The sequence below is a fragment of the Mesorhizobium sp. WSM4840 genome, from assembly GCF_055811755.1.
On the sequence record NZ_JBVVQD010000003.1, the window covers coordinates 253,335 to 272,115 of the forward strand.

Here is an 18,781-nt window from a genome sequence, read left to right on the forward strand (position 1 = left end):
CGATGGACACAACGATGTCGCCGATAGACCCGCGGCTCCTGCAAGTCATCCTATCGCGTCATCTCGCTGTGTATCGGACCAGGGTCCCATTTTATCAAGCGACGATGCTCGATAGTTTGCGTGAGGTATGGGCCGCGCGCCATCGGAATTTGCTCGACGTCGGCGGCGGCACTGGCGTGATTGCCCAGGCCATGGCGGAACTTTTCCCAGTGGACGAGGTCCAGGCAGTTGATCTAATCGATCGCTTCTGCTCCTCGCTCAGCGTACCAACCCGGCAATATGACGGCAAAACACTACCTTTCGCTGACGCAACTTTTGAAGCAGCGACACTCAACAACGTGGTGCACCACGTTCCGGTCACTGCCCGTTCGGATCTCTTGCGCGAAATACGGCGGGTAGTAACCGGTCCACTTTATATCAAGGATCACGAAAGATGCGGCACCCTGGACACCCTGCGGCTCATGGCCTTGGATGCGATAGGGAATATCCCCTTTGGGGGCATGATCTGGGCGCGTTACCTCACTCGAGCAGAATGGGAGATGCTGGCCGCCAACAGTGGCTACCGCATCGCTTGTCGCGCTACACCAGCGCGGTATCGAAAAAGCGTCGGAGCACTGCTGTTTCCCAATCGGCTCGAAATAACAATGCGCTTCGAGCCAGTATGACCGAATAACCCGTTGCGCATTCTCACGATCAGCCATTTCTATGAGGCCCATGGCGGCGGCATAGAGCGTGTCGCTGGACACCTGTGCCGCCAATTCGCACGCTTAGGTGCTGAGGCAGTCTGGGCGGCTAGTAATGCCGATCCTGCGCCGTATACCGAAGTTGAGGCGCACCCGCTTGCCTGCGCCAACCCAATAGAGAAGATCACTGGCCTGCCGATGCCCCTACCGGGTGCGCGCGCGATCCGAACCCTGGCTCGCGAAGTACGCCGCTGCGACGCGGTGGTGGTGCATGACGCATTGTACGTCACCTCGATACTCGCATTGCTGATGGCGAAGGCGCACCGCAAGCGCGTTGTCTTGATCCAGCATATTGCTGGCGTTGCTTTTTCATCGCGGGTGCTCCGCTCGGCAGTTGCACTGGCCAACATCGTCGTCACACGCCCCATGCTGAGGGCAGCCGACGCACTCGTGTTCATTAGCGATACCGTGCGACACGACCTTGTCGGTACGCCAGCCCGCATCCCGTATTCTCTACTGTTCAATGGTGTCGACAGTGCAGTTTTTCATCCCGGCGAAGGTTTGGCTCCCGAGCCGGACGCTCTGGCAGGGATGTCAATTGCGCCGGGTGCGCGCCGCATTCTCTTCGTTGGTCGCTATGTCGAGAAGAAGGGGCTCAGGGTGCTCCGCGCCCTGGCTGCGTCCAGGGAAGACCTGACCTTTCTGATGGTCGGCAGCGGACCGATCTGCCCCGCCATGTGGGGACTCGCCAACGTCCATGACCTTGGGACTCAGAGCCCGCACGCTCTGGCCGCTCTCTATCGCAGCGTTGACCTCTTGCTGTTGCCGAGTGTGGGCGAAGGCTTTCCGCTCGTAATCCAGGAGGCAATGGCATCTGGGCTGCCGGTCGTCTGCGGTGAACCCAGCAACCGAGCCGATCCTAACGCAACCGATTGGCTCCATGGCGTGACCATCGATCTGAGCGACGCGGAAGGCTCGGCCAGACGTTGCGCCCAAGCTATTAATTCCCTTGCACCCACGTCTAAAGAACGGGCCGCCATGGTTCGCTACGCGTTAGCACATTATGACTGGAGGTCTATGGCGGAGCGTCTACTTGCGTTGGCACGAGGAGAGAAGCCCAATTCTCCTGAAAATCAGGGCGATGTTTGAATGCGAGGCTACCGTGGAGACCGATACCAGATAGGCACAATCGCACTCGGTCTTATCATGGTAAAGATTGTTCTGCTTTTCGTCCTTGCGTGGAATAGCCTCTTCGTCATGGACGAGTTCGGGCAGCTCGGATACGCCAAATATCTGTTCAGGGAACTTTTCGATACAATTCAGCCGAGTAAAGCGGCGGGATCGACAGCGTTCTTTAAGCTGGCGCACCTGGTAGGCTGGGATGCCACGTCTATTCTGCTTGTCGGGCGCATACAAACCGCGCTTCTGGGCTGCGCGATCGTTGCCATGGTATACGCCTGCGCCCGTGCGCTCGGGGAGGATCGGGTGCGTGCCTTAAGCATCGTTCTCGTCCTACTGTGCTTTTCGAATTTCATGGAGCGTGTTTTCCGGACAATCGCAGAACCGCTGGCGGTGTTCTTCGCGGTGGCTGCGCTCCTGGTCGTGGTGCGTGCACATGCGTTGAGTGCACGGCATATACTTGCTGCCGGCGTCCTAAGCGGACTGGCTTTCCTGGCCACTCAAAAATCGGTCTACTTCAATGTTGCGCTGGGGCTCGGCTTGGTCACTGACGCAGCTGTAATGAGACGCTATTCAACTGGGCTGGCTCGCGGGGCATGCCTGGTGGTGGGGTGGACTATTTCGATCCTTGCGTACTGCTTCTTTTTCGGCGGCAGCAACCCGGTCCCCATCGCCGAAAGCCTTGTATTCGGTCCGATTGAAGTTGCGACCCGCGGAGGTGTTGAGTACGGCGGACTGAGGCACCTCGTGTTGCAGACGCTGTTGCGGAACGCAGTACTCTATGTCTTCTGTTTCTCTGGCATGGCTTTGTCACTGATGCGGTTCAGGCAGCTTGAGGAAAGAAATCGCATCGCGCTTATCTTCTCGATCGTGATCACCGTTCTGGTCTTCATTCACGATCAGCCTTGGCCTTACGTATTCATCATGGCGTTGCCGTTCATGTCATTGTGGTCACTGGCACCATTGGACCGGATCAGGCCCAACACACGCCACTTTCGAATTGCATCGGTGGCGCTGGTGACCGCCGTGGTCCTAAGTTTCGTCAGCAATATTGTTTACCTCCGTTTCAACAACGCGGCGCAACTTGAACTGGTCGCGCGTGCAGAATCATTGCTCGCTCCGGGTGACCGGTACTTCGACGGCATCGGGATGCTGCCCAACAGGAGCGAACCGTCGACGTTATGGCTTGATAGACACTATGTCCTCGCGACTTTGCGACAGGGCGACAGATCCGAGGCCTATGAAGTATTCAGTAAGTCTCCGCCTAAAATGATCCTGTGGTCTTACCGCACGGAATATATCTATCCAGTGATCGCACCTCTGATCCGGAACAGCTATGTCACCGTCGCGCCAAACTTGAGGATTGCCGGTCGCCGACTTTACCTCGATGAGCAGGAGGTCTTCGATGTCCCAATCCCTGGCGTATATGGACTCTATAGCGCAACCGGGACGCCACTACGGGGCGCGGTTGACATTGACGGCACCGTCTTTGATCCGCCAGTCCGCCTCTCAAGCGGGCCGAAGGCTGTAACTTTGCGGATGGGTTCAGGCGAGGCATTGCTCTTGCCACAAGGTTCATACGCCGGACGCTTCAAACACGGCAGTGACAATTTGAGCATGTTTGCCAATGTCTACGACTGAGTGTTCGGGTGCATCCTGGGCGTGGTGGTATCAGAACGCATGCCAAGCTTTATCGGCCTTCACAGACCCAAACTGGCAGGTCAGCATCCACTTCCAGCAATTTCCACCTTCTGGCAGTCGCCTGGCACCGACATAGCCTTCAGACATGTCTTTGATCATTGCTTGAGGAACGCGCCCGTGTAGGTCTGGCCGGCAAGCCTAACGGTTCCGGCCAGGGTTCTGTCGGGCCGCATGACAAAACTGAGGTCTGCGCCATTCGGCAGGCGCTCAAGCTTCAACGTCGTCCCCACAATTCTTCCAACGCCGGCGGCCTCTCCCGGATGGTTGTCGCCCAGAGTTCCCCAAGCATAGGTAACCGTCACCTTGCCATTGGAAGAAATCGTCTGAACAGCAAGTTTGGCGTCATACATCCCATCCAATCGTCCGGCCCATAGGCCTGAAAAAACAGCATATTTTGTCGGAACGGTCTTGTCAGGGGGAGTGACCGCCACGGATTGATCCAAAGTTGCCGAGCCGGGGGGAACAGCGGCAGGATCCGAGGCGGGTTGGGCAGGAATGGGTCCAGGTTCTAACGCAGGTTCGAGATTGGGTCGCGGCGTTTCAGGAGCCGATTGGCACGCGGTTATGAGCGCCGCGAAGCCAAGCATTGCGTTGCACATTCGGCGTGCCATCTTCTGGTGCCCCGGCCATCTCTAGATCTAGCGCAGGCTAACCTTATCGCGCGTTTTCACGACCTCTGTCTACCCAAGGTGTCTCGTACGACAGCGGCTCGTCGAAGGACGTGCAGCGGTCGTGAGCGAACGCCTCCATTCGTCGCCCAAGTAGCCCACCAATGGCGACGGAAAATGTTTTTAATTCAAATATTTACGACAGAATTTTCGATCTATTTTCTAGGTTCTTGGCTTCCGACCACCGACGCTTTAAGCTGCTATCGATGCAGTCGCTGCCGGTTCGGCCGCGACGCCGTCCACCATGACATGACCGATGCCCCGCGAGCAGCGCTCGATCCTCGCCTCTACGCGGTATACATCACGCAAAAGCGCCGGGGTGACAACCTCTTCCGGCGTGCCGCAGGCGATCATCCGCCCCTCGGCGAGGACGATGCATTTGTCGGCGAAGCGCAGGGCCTGATTGAGCTCGTGAATTGCGATCAGCACAGCGATCCCGTGCTTGCGCGCAAGCCCGCGCACGAAGCTCAGCACCTCGACCTGCCGGTGCAAGTCAAGCGCGGACGTCGGCTCGTCCATCAGCAGGATTTCAGGTTCACGGGCGAGGATCTGGGCGATGCTTACCATCTGCCTTTGTCCGCCGCTCAGTTCGCCGACATTGCGAAAGGCAATATCCGAAATGCTGAGCGCGGCCAGGATGCCGTCTATGAGTGCGAGGTCGCCATCGCCGACCGACCAGGCCGAGCCCTGCTTACGGGCGAGCAGGATCGATTCATAGACGGTCAGCACCGCGTTGGCTGCCGTATCCTGCGGCATATAGCAGATGCCCTCAGGTCCCTTCGCCGCCCCCTCGAGGCAGACACGCCCCGGGCCTTTCAGAAGTCCAGCGATGCGCTTGAACAGCGTCGACTTTCCCGCTGCGTTGGGCCCGATAACGGCGACTACTTCGCCACCCCGAAAAATGGGAGTTGAAACGTCCGAGAGGGCGAGCCGCGTCCCGTGGAAGGCTCCGAGACCATCGAGCCTGATCGTTACCATGAGCGCCTCACATTCGAGAGGATCAGCGAGATGAAGAAGGGAATGCCGACAAGCGAGGTGACGATGCCGATCGGGAAGATCGTGCCTGGAATGAGCGACTTGCTGGCAACCGAACTCGCCGACAGGATGAGTGCCCCCGAAAGCGCCGAGGCGGGCAGGAAGAAGCGTTGATCTTCCCCGATCAGCATGCGGGCGATGTGCGGACCGACCAGCCCGATGAAGCCGATCGTGCCGACGAAGGCGACGGGAATGGCGGCGAGCAGGCTCACCATCATCATGGTTTCGAGCCTCAGGCGCGCGACCTTGACGCCAAAGCTCGCGGCCTTGTCTTCGCCCAGCCGCAGCGCCGTCAGCGCCCAGGCGCGGCGTGCGAATATCGGAAGCGTTGCGAGAAGGATGAGGCTGGTGATGATGAGCTTGGGCCAGGTGGCCTTTGTGAGGCTTCCCATGGTCCAGAACACGACCGCGGCGAGCGCTTGCTCTGAGGAAAGATACTGGACGAGCGACAGCAGCGCATTGAAGGTGAATACGAGCGCGATGCCGAGAAGCACGATGGTTTCGACCGTCACGCCGCGCTTGAGACTCAGCAGGTGGATAACGAACGCGGTCAGCATCGCCACCACGAAGGCGTTGAGCGGCACGACATATTCGATTGCCGCGGGGATGAGCGTGACGCCGAAGGCGAGCGCGAGCGCGGCGCCGAAGCTGGCCGCCGCCGAAATGCCGAGAGTGAACGGGCTGGCGAGCGGATTGTTGAGGATAGTCTGCATCTGTGCACCGGCGACCGACAGTGCCGCGCCGACGACCACGGCCATAAGCGCGATGGGAAGCCGGATTTCCCACAGCACGACACGCACCTGAAGCGGGACGCTGCTGGGAGAAACGAGCGCGAGCACAACCTGGTCCGGGCTGTAGCTGGCCGGGCCGAGCGCGAGGTCGATGCAAAGGCTCAGGAGCAGCGCCAGGGCGAGCCCTGCGAGGATGAGTTGCTTGCGCAGGACGAGGGCGCGGTAGAGGCCGCGCCCTTCTTTGGCCGATAGTGCTGCTGGTTCACTGCTCATTGGAGAGCGAGACCCAATGGCCAGGCCTGTAGTCGACCGGCAGGAACTTCTCGTGCAACTCCTTGAAGGTGGCCTCGGCGTCCAGATCGGCGAACAGGTCGGGGTGCAGCCACTTGGCCATCTGCTGGATGGCGACGAACTGATAGGGGCTGTTGTAGAACTGGTGCCAGATGGCGTGGACCCGACCGTTCTCCACCGCCTTGATGCCGGTGAGGGCGGGCCGCTCCGTCAGGCCCTTGAGCTTCTTCATTGCTGCCGCTTCGTCCGCGCCGGGACCGACGCCGACCCATTTGCCGCCCGGCACATAGGCCTCCCAATTACCGCCCGTGACAATCACCTGGTCGGGATCGCTTGCGATGATCTGTTCGGGATTGAGCGCGCCAAAAGTGCCCGGGATCAGATCCGCCGCGATATTGCGGCCGCCGGCCATCTCGACGAACTTGCCGAAATTGTCGTTGCCGAAGCTCATACAGCAATCGTCGGAATAGCCCCCGGCGCGCTCGACGAAGACGGTTGGGCGCTTTGGATCCTTCTCTGCGATCACCTCGGTGACGCGCGCGATCTGCGCGGCGCGGTAGGCGATGAACGCCTCGGCCCGCTTTTCCTGGCCAAAGAGCTTGCCGATGAGGCGCATGCTCGGCTCGGTGTTGGTGAAGGGATGCTCGCGGAAATCGACATAGACCACCGGGATGCCAACGGCGGCGAGCTTTTCGATATATTGCGCATCCTCGGTCGCCTGCTTGGACTCGATGTTCATGATCATCACGTCCGGCTGAAGCGCGATGGCCTGCTCGATGTCGAAGGTGCCGTCCTTGAAACCGCCAAAGGTCGGTATCGTGGCCATCGAGGGGAATTTTTCCAGATAGACGGCGTAATTGTCGGGATCAGCCTGGGAGAAATCCTCGCGCCAGCCAACGATTCGCTTGAAGGGGTTGTCGGTATCGAGCGCGGCGATCAGGTAGATTTGCCGGCCTTCGCCGAGGATGACCTTCTCGACCGGCGTCTTCACCTCGACCTTGCGGCCGCTAATGTCGGTGACGGTTTCGGCGCGCGCGCCGTGGGTTAGCGGCATGGAGGCCGCGAGGGCGACCGCGGCCGCAAATATCGACTTCAAAATCATTGTGCTCTCGCAATTCAGTTTACCGGCCCGGCTTTAGAAAACATGAATTGTGTAATCAAGAATTATCTTTTAGAGCAATTCCAATGTACCGCTTTTGGGGAGAGCGTTTCGGGCAATGACGGCTCACGCAAACTATTCGCTGCGCGACGAAATTCGGGACTATTGGTCCGATCGCGCCGAAACGTTCGACCTGCAGGTCGGCCACGAGATTTTTTCCGAGCGGGAGCGCGCTGCCTGGCATGCGCTCATAAGCAGGCACCTTGGGCCAGGCGCCGGGCGGGCGTCTCTGGATCTCGCCTGTGGGACAGGCGTTATTTCGCATCTGATGCACGATCTAGGCTTTGTGGTGACAGGCCTCGACTGGTCGGAAGCCATGCTCGCCAAGGCGCGCGCCAAGGCACAAAACCGCGACGCCGATATCCGCTTCATCGTGAGGGATGCCGAACGGACGCTCGAGGACAAGGCGAGCTACGATGTCATCGTCACCCGTCACCTGGTCTGGACGCTACTGGATCCGAAGGCGGCCTTTGCCGAATGGTTCTCGCTGCTGAAGCCCGGCGGCAGGCTGCTGGTCATCGACGGCGATTTTGTCGGCCGCAACTGGGCGGTGAGTTTGCGGGAACTTTGGGAGAGGCTCACGGCCGGCAAGTCCCGGGTCTCGGACAATGACGGCGCCTCCATGGCCAAACGCCACCTGAGCATTCTTGCTCGTGTCTATTTCTCAGGCGGCGCACGGGCGGAAGAGATAGTTCGCTTGCTGGCCGAAGCCGAGTTCGAGCAGCCGGTCGTCGACTGGAAACTGGGCGCGATCCATCGCGCTCAGGCTCGACAGATGAGTTGGCCCAAGGCGCTCGAACGCGCCACTCAACATCGCTTCGCGATCTGCGCGACAAAGCCGCAGTAAACTGCATCTGAGTTAACGCAGACCGGCAGCTATTCGCGCCGGCGAGGATTATTTCTCCTGGTTGGCGTCCTGCAAGATCATTTCCGATGCCTTCTCCGCGATCATGACCACTGGAGAGTTGGTGTTGCCGGAAACGATCGTCGGCATAATCGAAGCGTCGACGACGCGCAGGCCAGAAATGCCGTGCACCCGCAGCCGGCCGTCGACAACTGCCATCGAGCCTGCGCCCATCTTGCAGGTGCCGACCGGGTGGAAAATCGTAGTGCCGATATCGCCGGCCTTGCGGACGAGATCTTCGTCGCTTTCATAGTGTGCACCGGGCAGCATTTCCTCAGGCGCGAAACGGGCAACGGCACGCGCCTTCATCAAGCGGCGGACGTGGCGGAGCGATGCTACAGCCACGGTCCTGTCTCCCTCGGTAGACAAATAGTTCGGCCGGATCTTCGGGGCCGTCTGCGGATCGGGCGCCCCTATGTGGACGTTGCCGCGGCTTTCCGGTCTGAGGTTGCAGACCGAAACCGTGACCGCGGGGAAGCGATGCAGCGGCTCGCCCAGCCGGTCAGTGCTCAACGGCTGGACATGATATTCGAGGTCGGGGGTCTCCAGGCGTGGATCGCTTCTGGCGAAGATACCTAGTTGGCTCGGCGCCATCGATAGCGGTCCGCTGCGACGGATGGCGTATTCGACGCCCATGGCCGCGCGGCTGAACAGATTGTGGTAGCGCTGGTTTAGCGTCGAGGCATTGGCGACCTTGAAAACCGTGCGAATTTGCAAATGATCCTGCAGGTTCTCGCCGACGCCTACCAACGCGTGGCGAACCGGGATTCCTGCTGCGCCAAGCACGTCGGGTCGGCCGACGCCGGAAAGCTCGAGCAGCTTCGGCGAATTTATCGCGCCGGCGGCAAGTATCGTCTCGCCCGCCAACGCACGATGCAACTGGCCGCCCATGCGGAAGACAACGCCGGTGACGCAAGCTCCGTCGAAATTTAGGTTCTCGGTCTCGGCGCCGGTCACGACGCGCAAATTCGGCCGCCGGAGCACGCCCCGCAGGAACGCCTTCGAGGTATTCCAGCGCACGCCCTTCCTCTGGTTGACCTCGAAATAGCCCGACCCCTCGTTGGTCCCGCCGTTGAAATCCTCGGTCCGGGGGATGCCGAGTTCCTCGGCAGCATCGCGGAAGGCATCCAGGATCGGCCAGGACAGGCGCTGGCGCTCGACGCGCCATTCGCCACCGGCGCCATGAAGGTCGTTGGCGCCACCAAAATGGTCCTCGGACTTGCGGAAATATGGAAGCACGTCATCCCAGCCCCAACCGAGATTTCCGGCTTGCCGCCAGCCATCATAGTCGGCCGCCTGGCCGCGCATGTAGATCATGCCGTTGATCGATGAGCAGCCGCCCAGAAGCTTGCCGCGCGGATAGTCGAGCGCACGACCGTTCAGCCCGGGCTCCGGCTCGGTCTTCATAAGCCAATCGGTGCGCGGGTTGCCCATGCAGTAGAGATAGCCGATGGGAATGTTGACCCAGTGATAGCGGTCGCTGCCGCCGGCTTCCAGAAGCAGCACGCGCATGGCTGGATTGGCCGACAGTCTGTTGGCCAGCACGCAGCCGGCCGAACCTGCGCCGACGATGATGAAGTCGTATCGTCCAAAATCGGCAGCGGTCTGTGTCAATTGGACGTCCGTTCGCTTGCCATCCTGTCCCATAGCGGACCCATGGCCTGGTTGATCTCGCCATACAGACGATAACGCTGCTCATAGGCCGGTGCGATCTCGCTATTGGGCTGGTAGCAGCGGTCGGGCGCGGTCATCGCGGCCGCGCCTGCAGAGAAGTCGGCAAACAGGCCGACGCCTGTCCCGGCTGCAATTGCAGCTCCCAGCGCCCCCGTCTCGCGGCTACGCGCCACGGTCACCGGCACGTCCAGCACATCCGCAAATATCTGCGGCCAGATGGCGCTGCGCGAGCCGCCGCCCGAAAGAACCGCCTGGCTGACAGTCGCTCCCGCTCGGCGCAGCGTCTCGACATGCCGCCGGTGTTCGAAGACGACGCCCTCGAACAGTGCGCGCAGCATATGCGCCCGCGTATGCCAGCCGGCGATGCCGTAGAAACCTGCACGCGCCTTGCCATTCTGCTGCGAGCCGTAAAGGAAGGGGTGGTAGATCGGCATGTCTCCCGCGGGATCGACGGAAGCAACAAGCTCGCTGCAGATTTCGAATGGCGATGCGCCTGCCGGCGGCGCATGCTCGAAGAACTCACGGACGATCCATTCGAGATTTGCGGCCGAAGTGGCGCTCGATTCGATGGCGAGGTAGCGCAGCGGATCGAACGTCGACAGCATGAAGATCGACGGATCGCGGATCGGCTCTTCGGTGATGACCTGGTTGATGCTCCAGGTGCCGGCAATGATCGAGGCGGCGCCGGTGCTGGTGACGCCCGAACCGATGGCGCTGGCGACGACGTCGAACAGGCCCGCCACCACAGGCGTGCCCGCCCGAAGGCCGGTGGCAGCGGCGACATCGCGCGTGATATGGCCGGCGATGCCGGAGGCTTCCAGCACGTCAGGCAGCAGTTCCATGCAATCGTCGAGACCATAGGCGGCCAGCAACTCTCGCTCGTATCGTCGATCAGGCATGTGCAAAAGCCCGCAGCCCGACATGTCCGAAGTGTCGGTCGAGCGCGCGCCGGTGAGGCGGTTGACGATAAAATCCTTGCACAGGAAGACGGTGCCTATTTTGGCAAAAAGTGCCGGATCATGGTGCTTGAGCCACGCCAGCAGAGTCGGCGTCTGCGCCGCCCAGGGCCGTTGCAGGCAGTGGATATAGGTCCGGTCGCCAACGCCTGCGGCCGCCCATTCGCCGACGATGCCGACGCCGCGCGTGTCGAGCGACTGGATGCCGAGCAGCGGGTCGCCGCCGCGGTCCAGCGCGTAGAGCCCGTTGCCGTGCCCGGCGCAGCCGATCACCGCAATATCGCCAGCGTCAATGCCCGATTGGTCGAGGCAGTGGCGGATGACCTCGACGGCGTCGCGCCACAATTCACCGAGGTCCCGCTCGACATGGCCGGGCTTTGGCATGCAGGAGCGGCCGTCCCGGGCGGCGAGCGCGAGTTCGCGACCGGCGGTGTCGAAGATGATGGCCTTGATGACGGTATTGCCCGCATCAAGACCAAGAATGTATCGCTGCATTGAAGCTCCTCCCAAGCTGCAAAGATTATTCTTGTTGGTAGAGCTCCCAGGCCGCCGCGCCATCCGCATTCTCATGGATGATCGCCATCAATCCTCTCACGACGGCGCGAGGGTTGGAATGCTGGTATATGTTGCGGCCATAGACCATGCCTGCCGCGCCTTGTGCAATCAGCGCCGCCGACTTGTCGAAGACTGCGCGCAAATCCTCCCTGCCCCCACCGCGCACAAGGACAGGACAGCGCGCCGCCGCCACCACCCGGTGGAAGTCGTTCGGATCGGTGGTCGGGTCCGCCTTGATGATGTCGGCGCCCATCTCGCTGGCGAGCCGGGTCAGGGTGACGATCTTTTCGGGGTCGCCGTCGACCATGTAGCCTCCGCGCTCCGAGTTCGGCAGCATCGCCAGCGGCTCGATCATCAGCGGCAGGCCGTATTTTTCGCAGTCGGCGCGAACGCGGGCAATGTTGTGGACGCATTGCCGGAACAGGTCCGGCTCGTCGGGCAGCATGAATAGATTGACGACCACACAGGCCGCGTCCATCTCCAGCGCGCCCATCAATGGTTCGGCTTCGTTCTGCAGGATGGCCCACATCGAGCGATGGCGGGTTTTGTTATATGGATTGCCCATGTCTATGCGCATGACCAATGCCGGCTTGTCCTTGCCGGGCAAGGACTGCAGCAGATCGGCCTGGCCATAATTCATCTGAATGGCGTCCGGTCCCGCGCCAACCAGCTGGGCGACGACGCCGGCCATATCCTCGAGCCCTTCCAGAAACGACGGCTCGTTGCACACGCCATGGTCGATTGCGACGTCGAGACAGCGCGCCCGGCCGAACAACCGGTTCATGCGGACTTTCTTGTTGATGCGCATTCGGCGCTCCTTCCTTCGTCTTCTTGGGATAGCTGGTCGAGATCGATGCCGTGCCGGCGTTGCAACATGGCGAGGAAATCGGTTCGCTCGAATGCCTTGCGCGCGGCGTCCCAGTTCTTTTCGACAGCGAGAATATCGAGAACCGCATCGAGAAGGCCGGAAGAGAGCGCGCCGGTGATGGCGATTGTCGTGCGGCGAAGCAGCAGGTCCTCCAGCTGTTCGACATATTCATCGGCGATGAGATATTGGATCTCCCGGGCCGAGTAGTCATTGCCGGGCAAGAGCTCGTCATGTCCCGCTGCCATATGGGCGGCGACGGCATCCGCCGCGGTACCGTAGCGCTCGAAGAGGCTACCCATGCGGTCAAGCGACAGGCCGTGTGCGGCCGCGCGTTCTGCGCACCATTTTGCCGGGGCAATGGGAAAATGCCGGCCGCCGCCGATCGGCATGTTTTCGGTGCCGACGATGCGCTGTCGGCACAATCGCTCGAGCACGATATTCGCTGCCAGTTCGCCGAACGAGCGGAAGGTCGTCCATTTCCCGCCGATCATGCAGAGCGTCGGCGGCACTATACCGGCGCCCTCGATGAGCTCGCAGAAATGATCGCGGGGAATGCGCCCGGTAAAACTGTCTTGGCTTATCGGTAGCGGCCTCACCCCGGTGAACTGAAAGACGATGTCGGTATCGGCGATCTCGATCCCGGGAAACACGAAGGACAGGGACTGCAGAATGTATTGCCGCTCGTCATCCACACAGCGCGCCTGGTCGGGATCGTCGACACGGATATCCGTCGAGCCGACCAGCACGTTGCCGAGATAGGGGAACAGGATGCAGATCCGGCCGTCCTCGTTCTCGTAGTAGATCATGTGACCGTCGAGCGCGTCATGAAGCTCGCGATTGTCGACGATCAGATGCGAACCTTTGGTGCCGCCCATAAGCTTCGGCGCAACGGCTCCGATCGCCGAATTGGTCAGGTCGACCCAGCCGCCTGTGGCATTGACCACGAGCCGCGGCTTCACGGCCACGGTTTCGCCAGACAGTCCGTCGTTAAGCACCAGGCTCGCGTCACCGAGCGATACCCGTGCATAGTTGAGCGCCCGGGCGGACGGCTTTTCCTTTATGGTGTCGCGCAGCATCTCGGTACCCAGCCGCTCGGGGTGGCTGACCCAGGCGTCATAGTATGTCGCCGAATTCCGGATAGCAGGATTGATTGCAGGCCAGACCTTGAGTGTTTCAGCGCGGCTCCTGAATTTGTGCGGCGGGACGATACGCCGCGCGGCGGTGAAGAAGTCATACATCGCCAGACCGGTCTTGATGACCAAGGCGCCACGCCGGCCCGGACGGCGGCTTAGCCCAAGGAAGCGGAATGCGCCATTTGCTATGCCTGAGAACAGGTCGAAGATAGGCACTGTGGTTGGCAGTGGCGCAACGTAGTGCGGCGCGTTCTTCAACAGCCGATCGCGTTCGAGCAGAGATTCGCGGACCAGCTTGAACTCGCCGTTTTCAAGATAGCGCAAGCCGCCATGAACCATGCGCGAGAGGGCTGCGCTGGCGCCGGAACAATAATCGTTTTTTTCCGCGAGCAGCACATTGACGCCCTGCAAAGCGAGTTCGCGAAACACGCTGATGCCGTTAATGCCGCCGCCTATGACGAGGACGTCAATATCGGGGTTCTCGCGCAAGCCGGCGATCGTCTGGATGCGATTCATCTCAGGACGCGCTTTCGATCACGCATCTATCGCTACGAGATGCCCGGCCACCGCCGCATCGATGGCGGTCAGTTCCGCGGCGCTCAGTAAAATCTCCCCTGCCCTGGCGTTGTCGAGCGCCTGCGTCGCGTTTCGCGCTCCACACAACGCGAAGGTGATGCCGGGCTGCGCCAGCGTCCAGGCGATGACGATCTGCGCCATGCTTGCCTGGTGGACCTCCGCGACCGGGGCCAGGGCATGCTTCAAAGCGGCTACCTTGCGCCGGTTGGCCTGAGAGAAGCGCGGGTTGTCTTTGCGCTGGTCGTCGCCGCTGAACTCACGCGCCGGATCAATCGCGCCCGAAAGCAGGCCGAGCGCAAGCGACGAATAACTGAGCGCAGCGACCTGATGCTGGCGCGCGATCGGCAGCAATGTCTGCTCAATCTCGCGATCCAGCATCGAATATCTTTCCTGGATCGCATCGAGCTGGCCAGCGGTCACGTAGTGCTGCAGCTCGGCGGGGCTGAGATTGCTTGCGCCGATGGCGCGGATCTTGCCAGCTGATTTGAGGCGTTCGAGCGCTTGCATTGTTTCGGCAATGGGGGTCGTCGGGTCCTGCCAATGGGTGATGTAGAGATCGATACAATCGGTGCCGAGCCGCCTCAGGCTCTGTTCCACTTCATAAGCGATGCCCTCGGCGCCGAGATATCGGTTCACCGGCGTTCCGTCCTGATCGAAGAAGTGATTGCCCTTTTTCGAATGCCAGTTCAGGCCACATTTGGTGGCGATGACCGCGCGGTCGCGCCGGCCCTTGATGGCCTTGCCGACGATCTCCTCGCTGCGGCCGAGACCGTAAGCCGGCGCGGTGTCGATCAGCGAGACGCCGGCATCGATGGACGCCTGGATCGCAGCGATCGATTCTGCTTCATCCGTGCCACCCCACATCCAGCCGCCGATGGCCCAGGTGCCGAGTCCCACCGCCGAAGCGACAACGCCGGACTTGCCGATTGAGCGGGTGATTTGTCGAGAATTCATGCTGCATTTCCTTCGGCGAGCTCGAGGATCTTCAAGCCGGTGGTTTCGTCGGTGACGAGAGTGTCGAGGTGAGAGCCGCGCATGGCACTGAGGATCGGGACCACCTTGCTTGCGCCGCTGGCGACCCCTATCGACTGCGGAATGGTCGCGAATTCCTCGAGCGTCAGCGAAACCAGTGAGTGGTTGAGGCGGTAGTCGGCGAGCTTGCCGTTGCTGTCTATGAGATGCGCGAGCAGCTCGCCCGCCGCGCCCGAGCGTTCGATGGCCAGCCGGTCGGCGCTCGAGGACGGGTGCAGATCGTAGTAGCTCGAATCGTCGGTCAGGATGGAGCCGATGCCGACGACCGCAAGCGTTGCTTCCCGCGCCTTGCTGAAGACATCCGAAACCGCCCGGACGCCCATCAGCATGTCGCGTTGGGCCGGGCTGTCGGCAAACAGCGGCGCGTGAACCTGATAGGCGCGCCCGCCGAGTTTGTCGGCCATCAGAGACGCGACATGATTGACGTCGGTGTAATGCTTGCCCTGAACCAGGCCGGTCGCGGGAACGACCTCGACGTCGTAGCTTCGGTTCGGCTTGAGGCCGGCGACGACGGCACTCACCCCCTTGCCCCCGGTAATGGAAATCGTGTCGCCGTCCTTGATCGTCTCGAGCACCAGCCTCGCCGCGGCCTCGCCGACGCGCTGGAGGGCAGTCTGCGGATTGTCCGAAACGGAAGGAACGACGACGGCCCTTTGGAGTCCCCCTATCGCGACAAGTCGCGCCTCGATGTCGACCAGTTGCTCGATCGGCGACTTAATCTTGATCTCGACAAGCCCGAGTTGGTGACCGCGCTTGATCAGCCGGTTGACGGTCGCATGCGAGATGCCGAGCTCCTTGGCGATTTCCGCCTGCGTCTTGGCTTCCATGTAATGAAGCACCAGCGCCTGATACATCTGGCGGACGATCGTGACGTCGTCCCGCGAATTGGTTGGTGACATGATGGATGCTCAACTCTCGCCGCTGCTGCTCAGGATTTCCTGCGGTGCAGGAAGTGGTCGATCGATACCGCCGCGAGCAGGATGCATCCCTTGATCATGTCCTGCCAATAGACGGAAACGTCGAGCAGGATCAGCGAACTTGTGACGACCGAGAGCAGCGCCATGCCCAGTATGGCGCCGAAGATGGTGCCCGAGCCGCCATTGAGCGATGCTCCGCCAATCACCGCCGCGGCGATGATGTTGAGCTCCATGCCAGCGCCGAAGGTCGGGGTCGCAGCGCCAAAGCGTGACATATAGATGACGCCGGCAAAGCCCGCGAGGGTGGAGCAGAGAACCGTGACCCAGAATTTGACCTGCTTGGTCTTGATGCCCGAAAATTGGGCCGCCTTCTCGTTGCTGCCGGTATAGAAGACCTTGCGGAAGGCGGTGGCACGCCGAAGCAGAAAATCGAAGATGGCCACGACCACAACAAAGATGACGATGACATAAGGCACATTGCCGAAGCTGCCCTGGCCGATCGCCTTGAATCCGGGCGGCAGGGTGAACAGCGACAGCGGGGTTCCCTTGGTGATGACAAGGCAGAGACCGCGCACGATCACCATCGCCGCCAGCGATGTGATGAAGTGATTGAGCCCGATAACGGTCACGAAGAAGCCCATGACCGCGCCGATCAGCGCGCTGGCGCCTATGCCGATGAGGCTCGCGGTCCACGGGTCCAGACCCATCAGGAAGAGAGCGCCTGACACGACCATGGAGAAGCAGACCACCGACCCGACGGACAGGTCGATGCCGCCGACAATGAGGAGTATCGTCATGCCGACCACGACGATGCCTTCAATGGAGAAGCTCATCAGCATTGCGCGGAAATTCCCCCAAGTCAGGAAATGCGGCGAGGCGAATGTCATGGCGAGGCACAGCGCCAGCATGATTGCGATCAGCCCCGCCTCGCGCATTGACCCCAAACGCAGCCAGTTGCGCCCGCCAAGCCCGGGGGCGCTCGCCTTGATTTCAGCGTCCATGAGGGTTCCTCCGGTCTGTCTAAGCGACATTCTGAACCTGCCTTGCGTTTGATCGTCGCTGGCGGACACCCGAAGCCAGCAGCATGATCGCTTCTTCGGTCAATTCGTCCGCCTCCAGTTCGCCGACGAGGACACCTTCGCGTATGACAAGCACCCGGTCGCTGAGCCCGATCAATTCCGGAAGCTCGGATGAAATCAGGATGACGCCGACGCCCCGCTCGGCGAGGTCGCGAAGCAGGCGATGAATTTCCACTTTGGCGCCGACATCAACCCCGCGTGTGGGCTCGTCCAGAATGACCACCTTGGGGCCGACCGAAAGAAGCCTGGCGATGGCGACTTTCTGCTGATTGCCACCACTAAGCGTCGACACCTGTGTCTCGATGCCGCCCATGCGCACACCGTGGCGCTCGACCAGGTCGGTGGCTTGCTTTGCCTCGGCGCGGCGATCGAGCAGCCCAAGTGGTGTGGTCAGTTTCCGAAGGTCCAGCGCGGAGATGTTCGAGGCAACCGATAGGTCGAGGAACAGGCCAGACGCCTTGCGGTCCTCGGAGAGGTAGACCAGGCCGGCGCGCACTGCATCGCTGTAGGTCCTGATGCTGACCGGCTCGCCATTGAGTTCGACCGATCCCGACAGCTTCGCGCGCAAGCCGCAAACGGTCTGAGCCATCTCGCTGCGGCCAGCGCCAATCAATCCGCCGATGCCAAGAATTTCGCCTGCACGAAGCGTGAAGCTGACGCCGTCGGAACCCGCTCGATAGGAGAGATTCCCGACCGACAGCACGGGGCGGTCGGTGCGCCGTTCAGGCGAGAGCTTTTGCGGATAGAGCTGCGTGATTTCGCGCCCGACCATCTTGCGCACGACATCATTGGGAGTGACCGAAGCGATAGGATCGGTCGCTACATATCTGCCGTCACGAAACACCGTGACGCGGTCGCACAGGCTGAAGATCTCGGCCATGCGGTGGCTGATGTAGATGATTGAAATTCCGCGCGCCTTGAGATCGCGGACGATTGCGAAAAGACGCCGCGCCTCGGTCTCGGTCAGGGCGGCCGTCGGCTCGTCGAGCATCAGCACCCGGCATTCGAGCGTCAGCGCCTTGGCGATTTCCACAAGCTGCTGGTTGGAAATCGAAAGCTCGGCGACCGGCGTCTCGACCGAGATCGGCGCCAGCAGGTCCATTATCTTCTGCGCATCGGCGTAGAGCCGGCGAAAATTCATCAGCGGCGCACGCCGATTGTTGATCGCCGCCATGAGAATATTCTCGGCGACCGTGGCATCCTGGCAGAGCGCGATTTCCTGATGGACGAGGCCTATGCCAAGCCGCTGCGCGGCGGATGGCGATGCGATGGTGACGTCCCTGCCTTCGAGACGAATGGTGCCTTCATCGGGTTGCACAATGCCGGCGATGATATTCATCAGCGTGGACTTGCCCGCGCCATTCTCGCCGCACAGCGCGTGAATTTCGCCTCGCTGCAGCGTGAAATCGACCCCGGTCAGCGCTTTGATGGCACCGAAGGATTTCGATATGTCGCGGATTTCAAGAATGGCGGCGGCAGTCACTCCGTCCCCCTGCAGCGTTGAAGTTGACGGTAACCCGGGTCGGGGGGGGGGGGGGGGGCCCCCCCCCCCCCCGGCCCCCCCCCCCCCCCACCCACCCCCAAAAAAAGGGAGATTAAAGGAAAAGGAGTGGGGGGGCGCGCGGGGGGGGGGGGGGGGA

At 61.3% G+C, this 18,781-nt stretch carries 16 protein-coding genes; 4 read left to right on the forward strand and 12 right to left on the reverse strand.

From position 1 onward, the window contains the following. Positions 1-2: 2 nt before the first annotated feature. Genes AC0L3I_RS06895 through AC0L3I_RS06905 form a run of 3 tightly spaced genes read left to right on the forward strand, consistent with a single transcriptional unit; the run spans position 3 to position 3,503 of the window. On the forward strand, positions 3-665 hold the full coding sequence (locus AC0L3I_RS06895) for a class I SAM-dependent methyltransferase (RefSeq protein WP_473526391.1): 663 nt from the start codon (positions 3-5) through the stop codon (positions 663-665). Positions 666-677: 12 nt separating this feature from the next. Next, positions 678-1,832: a glycosyltransferase family 4 protein gene (locus AC0L3I_RS06900; RefSeq protein WP_473526392.1), complete on the forward strand. Its 1,155-nt coding sequence runs from the start codon at positions 678-680 to the stop codon at positions 1,830-1,832. Between the two features lie 57 nt (positions 1,833-1,889). Next, a complete protein-coding gene (locus AC0L3I_RS06905; RefSeq protein ID WP_473526393.1) occupies positions 1,890-3,503 on the forward strand; it encodes a DUF7055 domain-containing protein in 1,614 nt (537 codons plus the stop codon). Between the two features lie 155 nt (positions 3,504-3,658). Here AC0L3I_RS06905 and AC0L3I_RS06910 read toward each other — a convergent pair whose 3' ends face one another. From AC0L3I_RS06910 to AC0L3I_RS06925, 4 genes are all read right to left on the reverse strand, one after another. Continuing rightward, positions 3,659-3,994: a hypothetical protein gene (locus AC0L3I_RS06910; protein ID WP_473526394.1), complete on the reverse strand. Its 336-nt coding sequence runs from the start codon at positions 3,992-3,994 to the stop codon at positions 3,659-3,661. 429 nt (positions 3,995-4,423) lie between these two features. Further along, a complete protein-coding gene (locus AC0L3I_RS06915; RefSeq protein WP_473484762.1) occupies positions 4,424-5,209 on the reverse strand; it encodes an ABC transporter ATP-binding protein in 786 nt (261 codons plus the stop codon). Further along, positions 5,203-6,270: a FecCD family ABC transporter permease gene (locus tag AC0L3I_RS06920; RefSeq protein ID WP_473526395.1), complete on the reverse strand. Its 1,068-nt coding sequence runs from the start codon at positions 6,268-6,270 to the stop codon at positions 5,203-5,205. The genes AC0L3I_RS06915 and AC0L3I_RS06920 overlap by 7 nt, the downstream gene beginning before the upstream one ends. Beyond that, on the reverse strand, positions 6,260-7,342 hold the full coding sequence (locus AC0L3I_RS06925) for an ABC transporter substrate-binding protein (protein WP_473526509.1): 1,083 nt from the start codon (positions 7,340-7,342) through the stop codon (positions 6,260-6,262). The genes AC0L3I_RS06920 and AC0L3I_RS06925 overlap by 11 nt, the downstream gene beginning before the upstream one ends. 163 nt (positions 7,343-7,505) lie before the next feature. On the opposite strand from AC0L3I_RS06925, the gene AC0L3I_RS06930 reads away from it, so the two are divergent. Beyond that, positions 7,506-8,294 carry a class I SAM-dependent methyltransferase gene (locus tag AC0L3I_RS06930; RefSeq protein ID WP_473526396.1) on the forward strand — a complete coding sequence of 263 codons (789 nt, stop codon included), beginning with the start codon at positions 7,506-7,508 and terminating at the stop codon, positions 8,292-8,294. Between the two features lie 48 nt (positions 8,295-8,342). Here the strand turns inward: AC0L3I_RS06930 and AC0L3I_RS06935 are convergent, their stop codons facing one another. Genes AC0L3I_RS06935 through AC0L3I_RS06970 form a run of 8 tightly spaced genes read right to left on the reverse strand, consistent with a single transcriptional unit; the run spans position 8,343 to position 18,624 of the window. Next, positions 8,343-9,965, reverse strand: coding sequence for a GMC family oxidoreductase (locus tag AC0L3I_RS06935; RefSeq protein ID WP_473526397.1), 1,623 nt, complete (start codon positions 9,963-9,965; stop codon positions 8,343-8,345). Beyond that, positions 9,962-11,476, reverse strand: a complete 1,515-nt coding sequence (locus AC0L3I_RS06940) for an FGGY-family carbohydrate kinase (protein WP_473526398.1) — start codon at positions 11,474-11,476, stop codon at positions 9,962-9,964. Before AC0L3I_RS06940 ends, AC0L3I_RS06935 begins: the two co-directional genes overlap by 4 nt. 25 nt (positions 11,477-11,501) lie before the next feature. Next, positions 11,502-12,344 carry a class I fructose-bisphosphate aldolase gene (locus tag AC0L3I_RS06945; protein ID WP_473526399.1) on the reverse strand — a complete coding sequence of 281 codons (843 nt, stop codon included), beginning with the start codon at positions 12,342-12,344 and terminating at the stop codon, positions 11,502-11,504. Continuing rightward, positions 12,317-14,053: a glycerol-3-phosphate dehydrogenase/oxidase gene (locus tag AC0L3I_RS06950; protein ID WP_473526400.1), complete on the reverse strand. Its 1,737-nt coding sequence runs from the start codon at positions 14,051-14,053 to the stop codon at positions 12,317-12,319. The genes AC0L3I_RS06945 and AC0L3I_RS06950 overlap by 28 nt, the downstream gene beginning before the upstream one ends. Before the next feature lie 18 nt (positions 14,054-14,071). Further along, the gene (locus AC0L3I_RS06955; RefSeq protein WP_473526401.1) at positions 14,072-15,067 is read right to left on the reverse strand and encodes an aldo/keto reductase; all 996 of its coding nucleotides are present in this window, start codon (positions 15,065-15,067) and stop codon (positions 14,072-14,074) included. Further along, positions 15,064-16,044, reverse strand: a complete 981-nt coding sequence (locus AC0L3I_RS06960) for a sugar-binding transcriptional regulator (protein WP_473526402.1) — start codon at positions 16,042-16,044, stop codon at positions 15,064-15,066. The genes AC0L3I_RS06955 and AC0L3I_RS06960 overlap by 4 nt, the downstream gene beginning before the upstream one ends. A 29-nt stretch (positions 16,045-16,073) precedes the next feature. Continuing rightward, entirely contained in the window at positions 16,074-17,063 is a 990-nt protein-coding gene (locus AC0L3I_RS06965; RefSeq protein ID WP_123147198.1) for an ABC transporter permease, read from the reverse strand. A gap of 19 nt (positions 17,064-17,082) precedes the next feature. After that, on the reverse strand, positions 17,083-18,624 hold the full coding sequence (locus tag AC0L3I_RS06970; RefSeq protein ID WP_473526403.1) for a sugar ABC transporter ATP-binding protein: 1,542 nt from the start codon (positions 18,622-18,624) through the stop codon (positions 17,083-17,085). Positions 18,625-18,781: the final 157 nt, after the last annotated feature.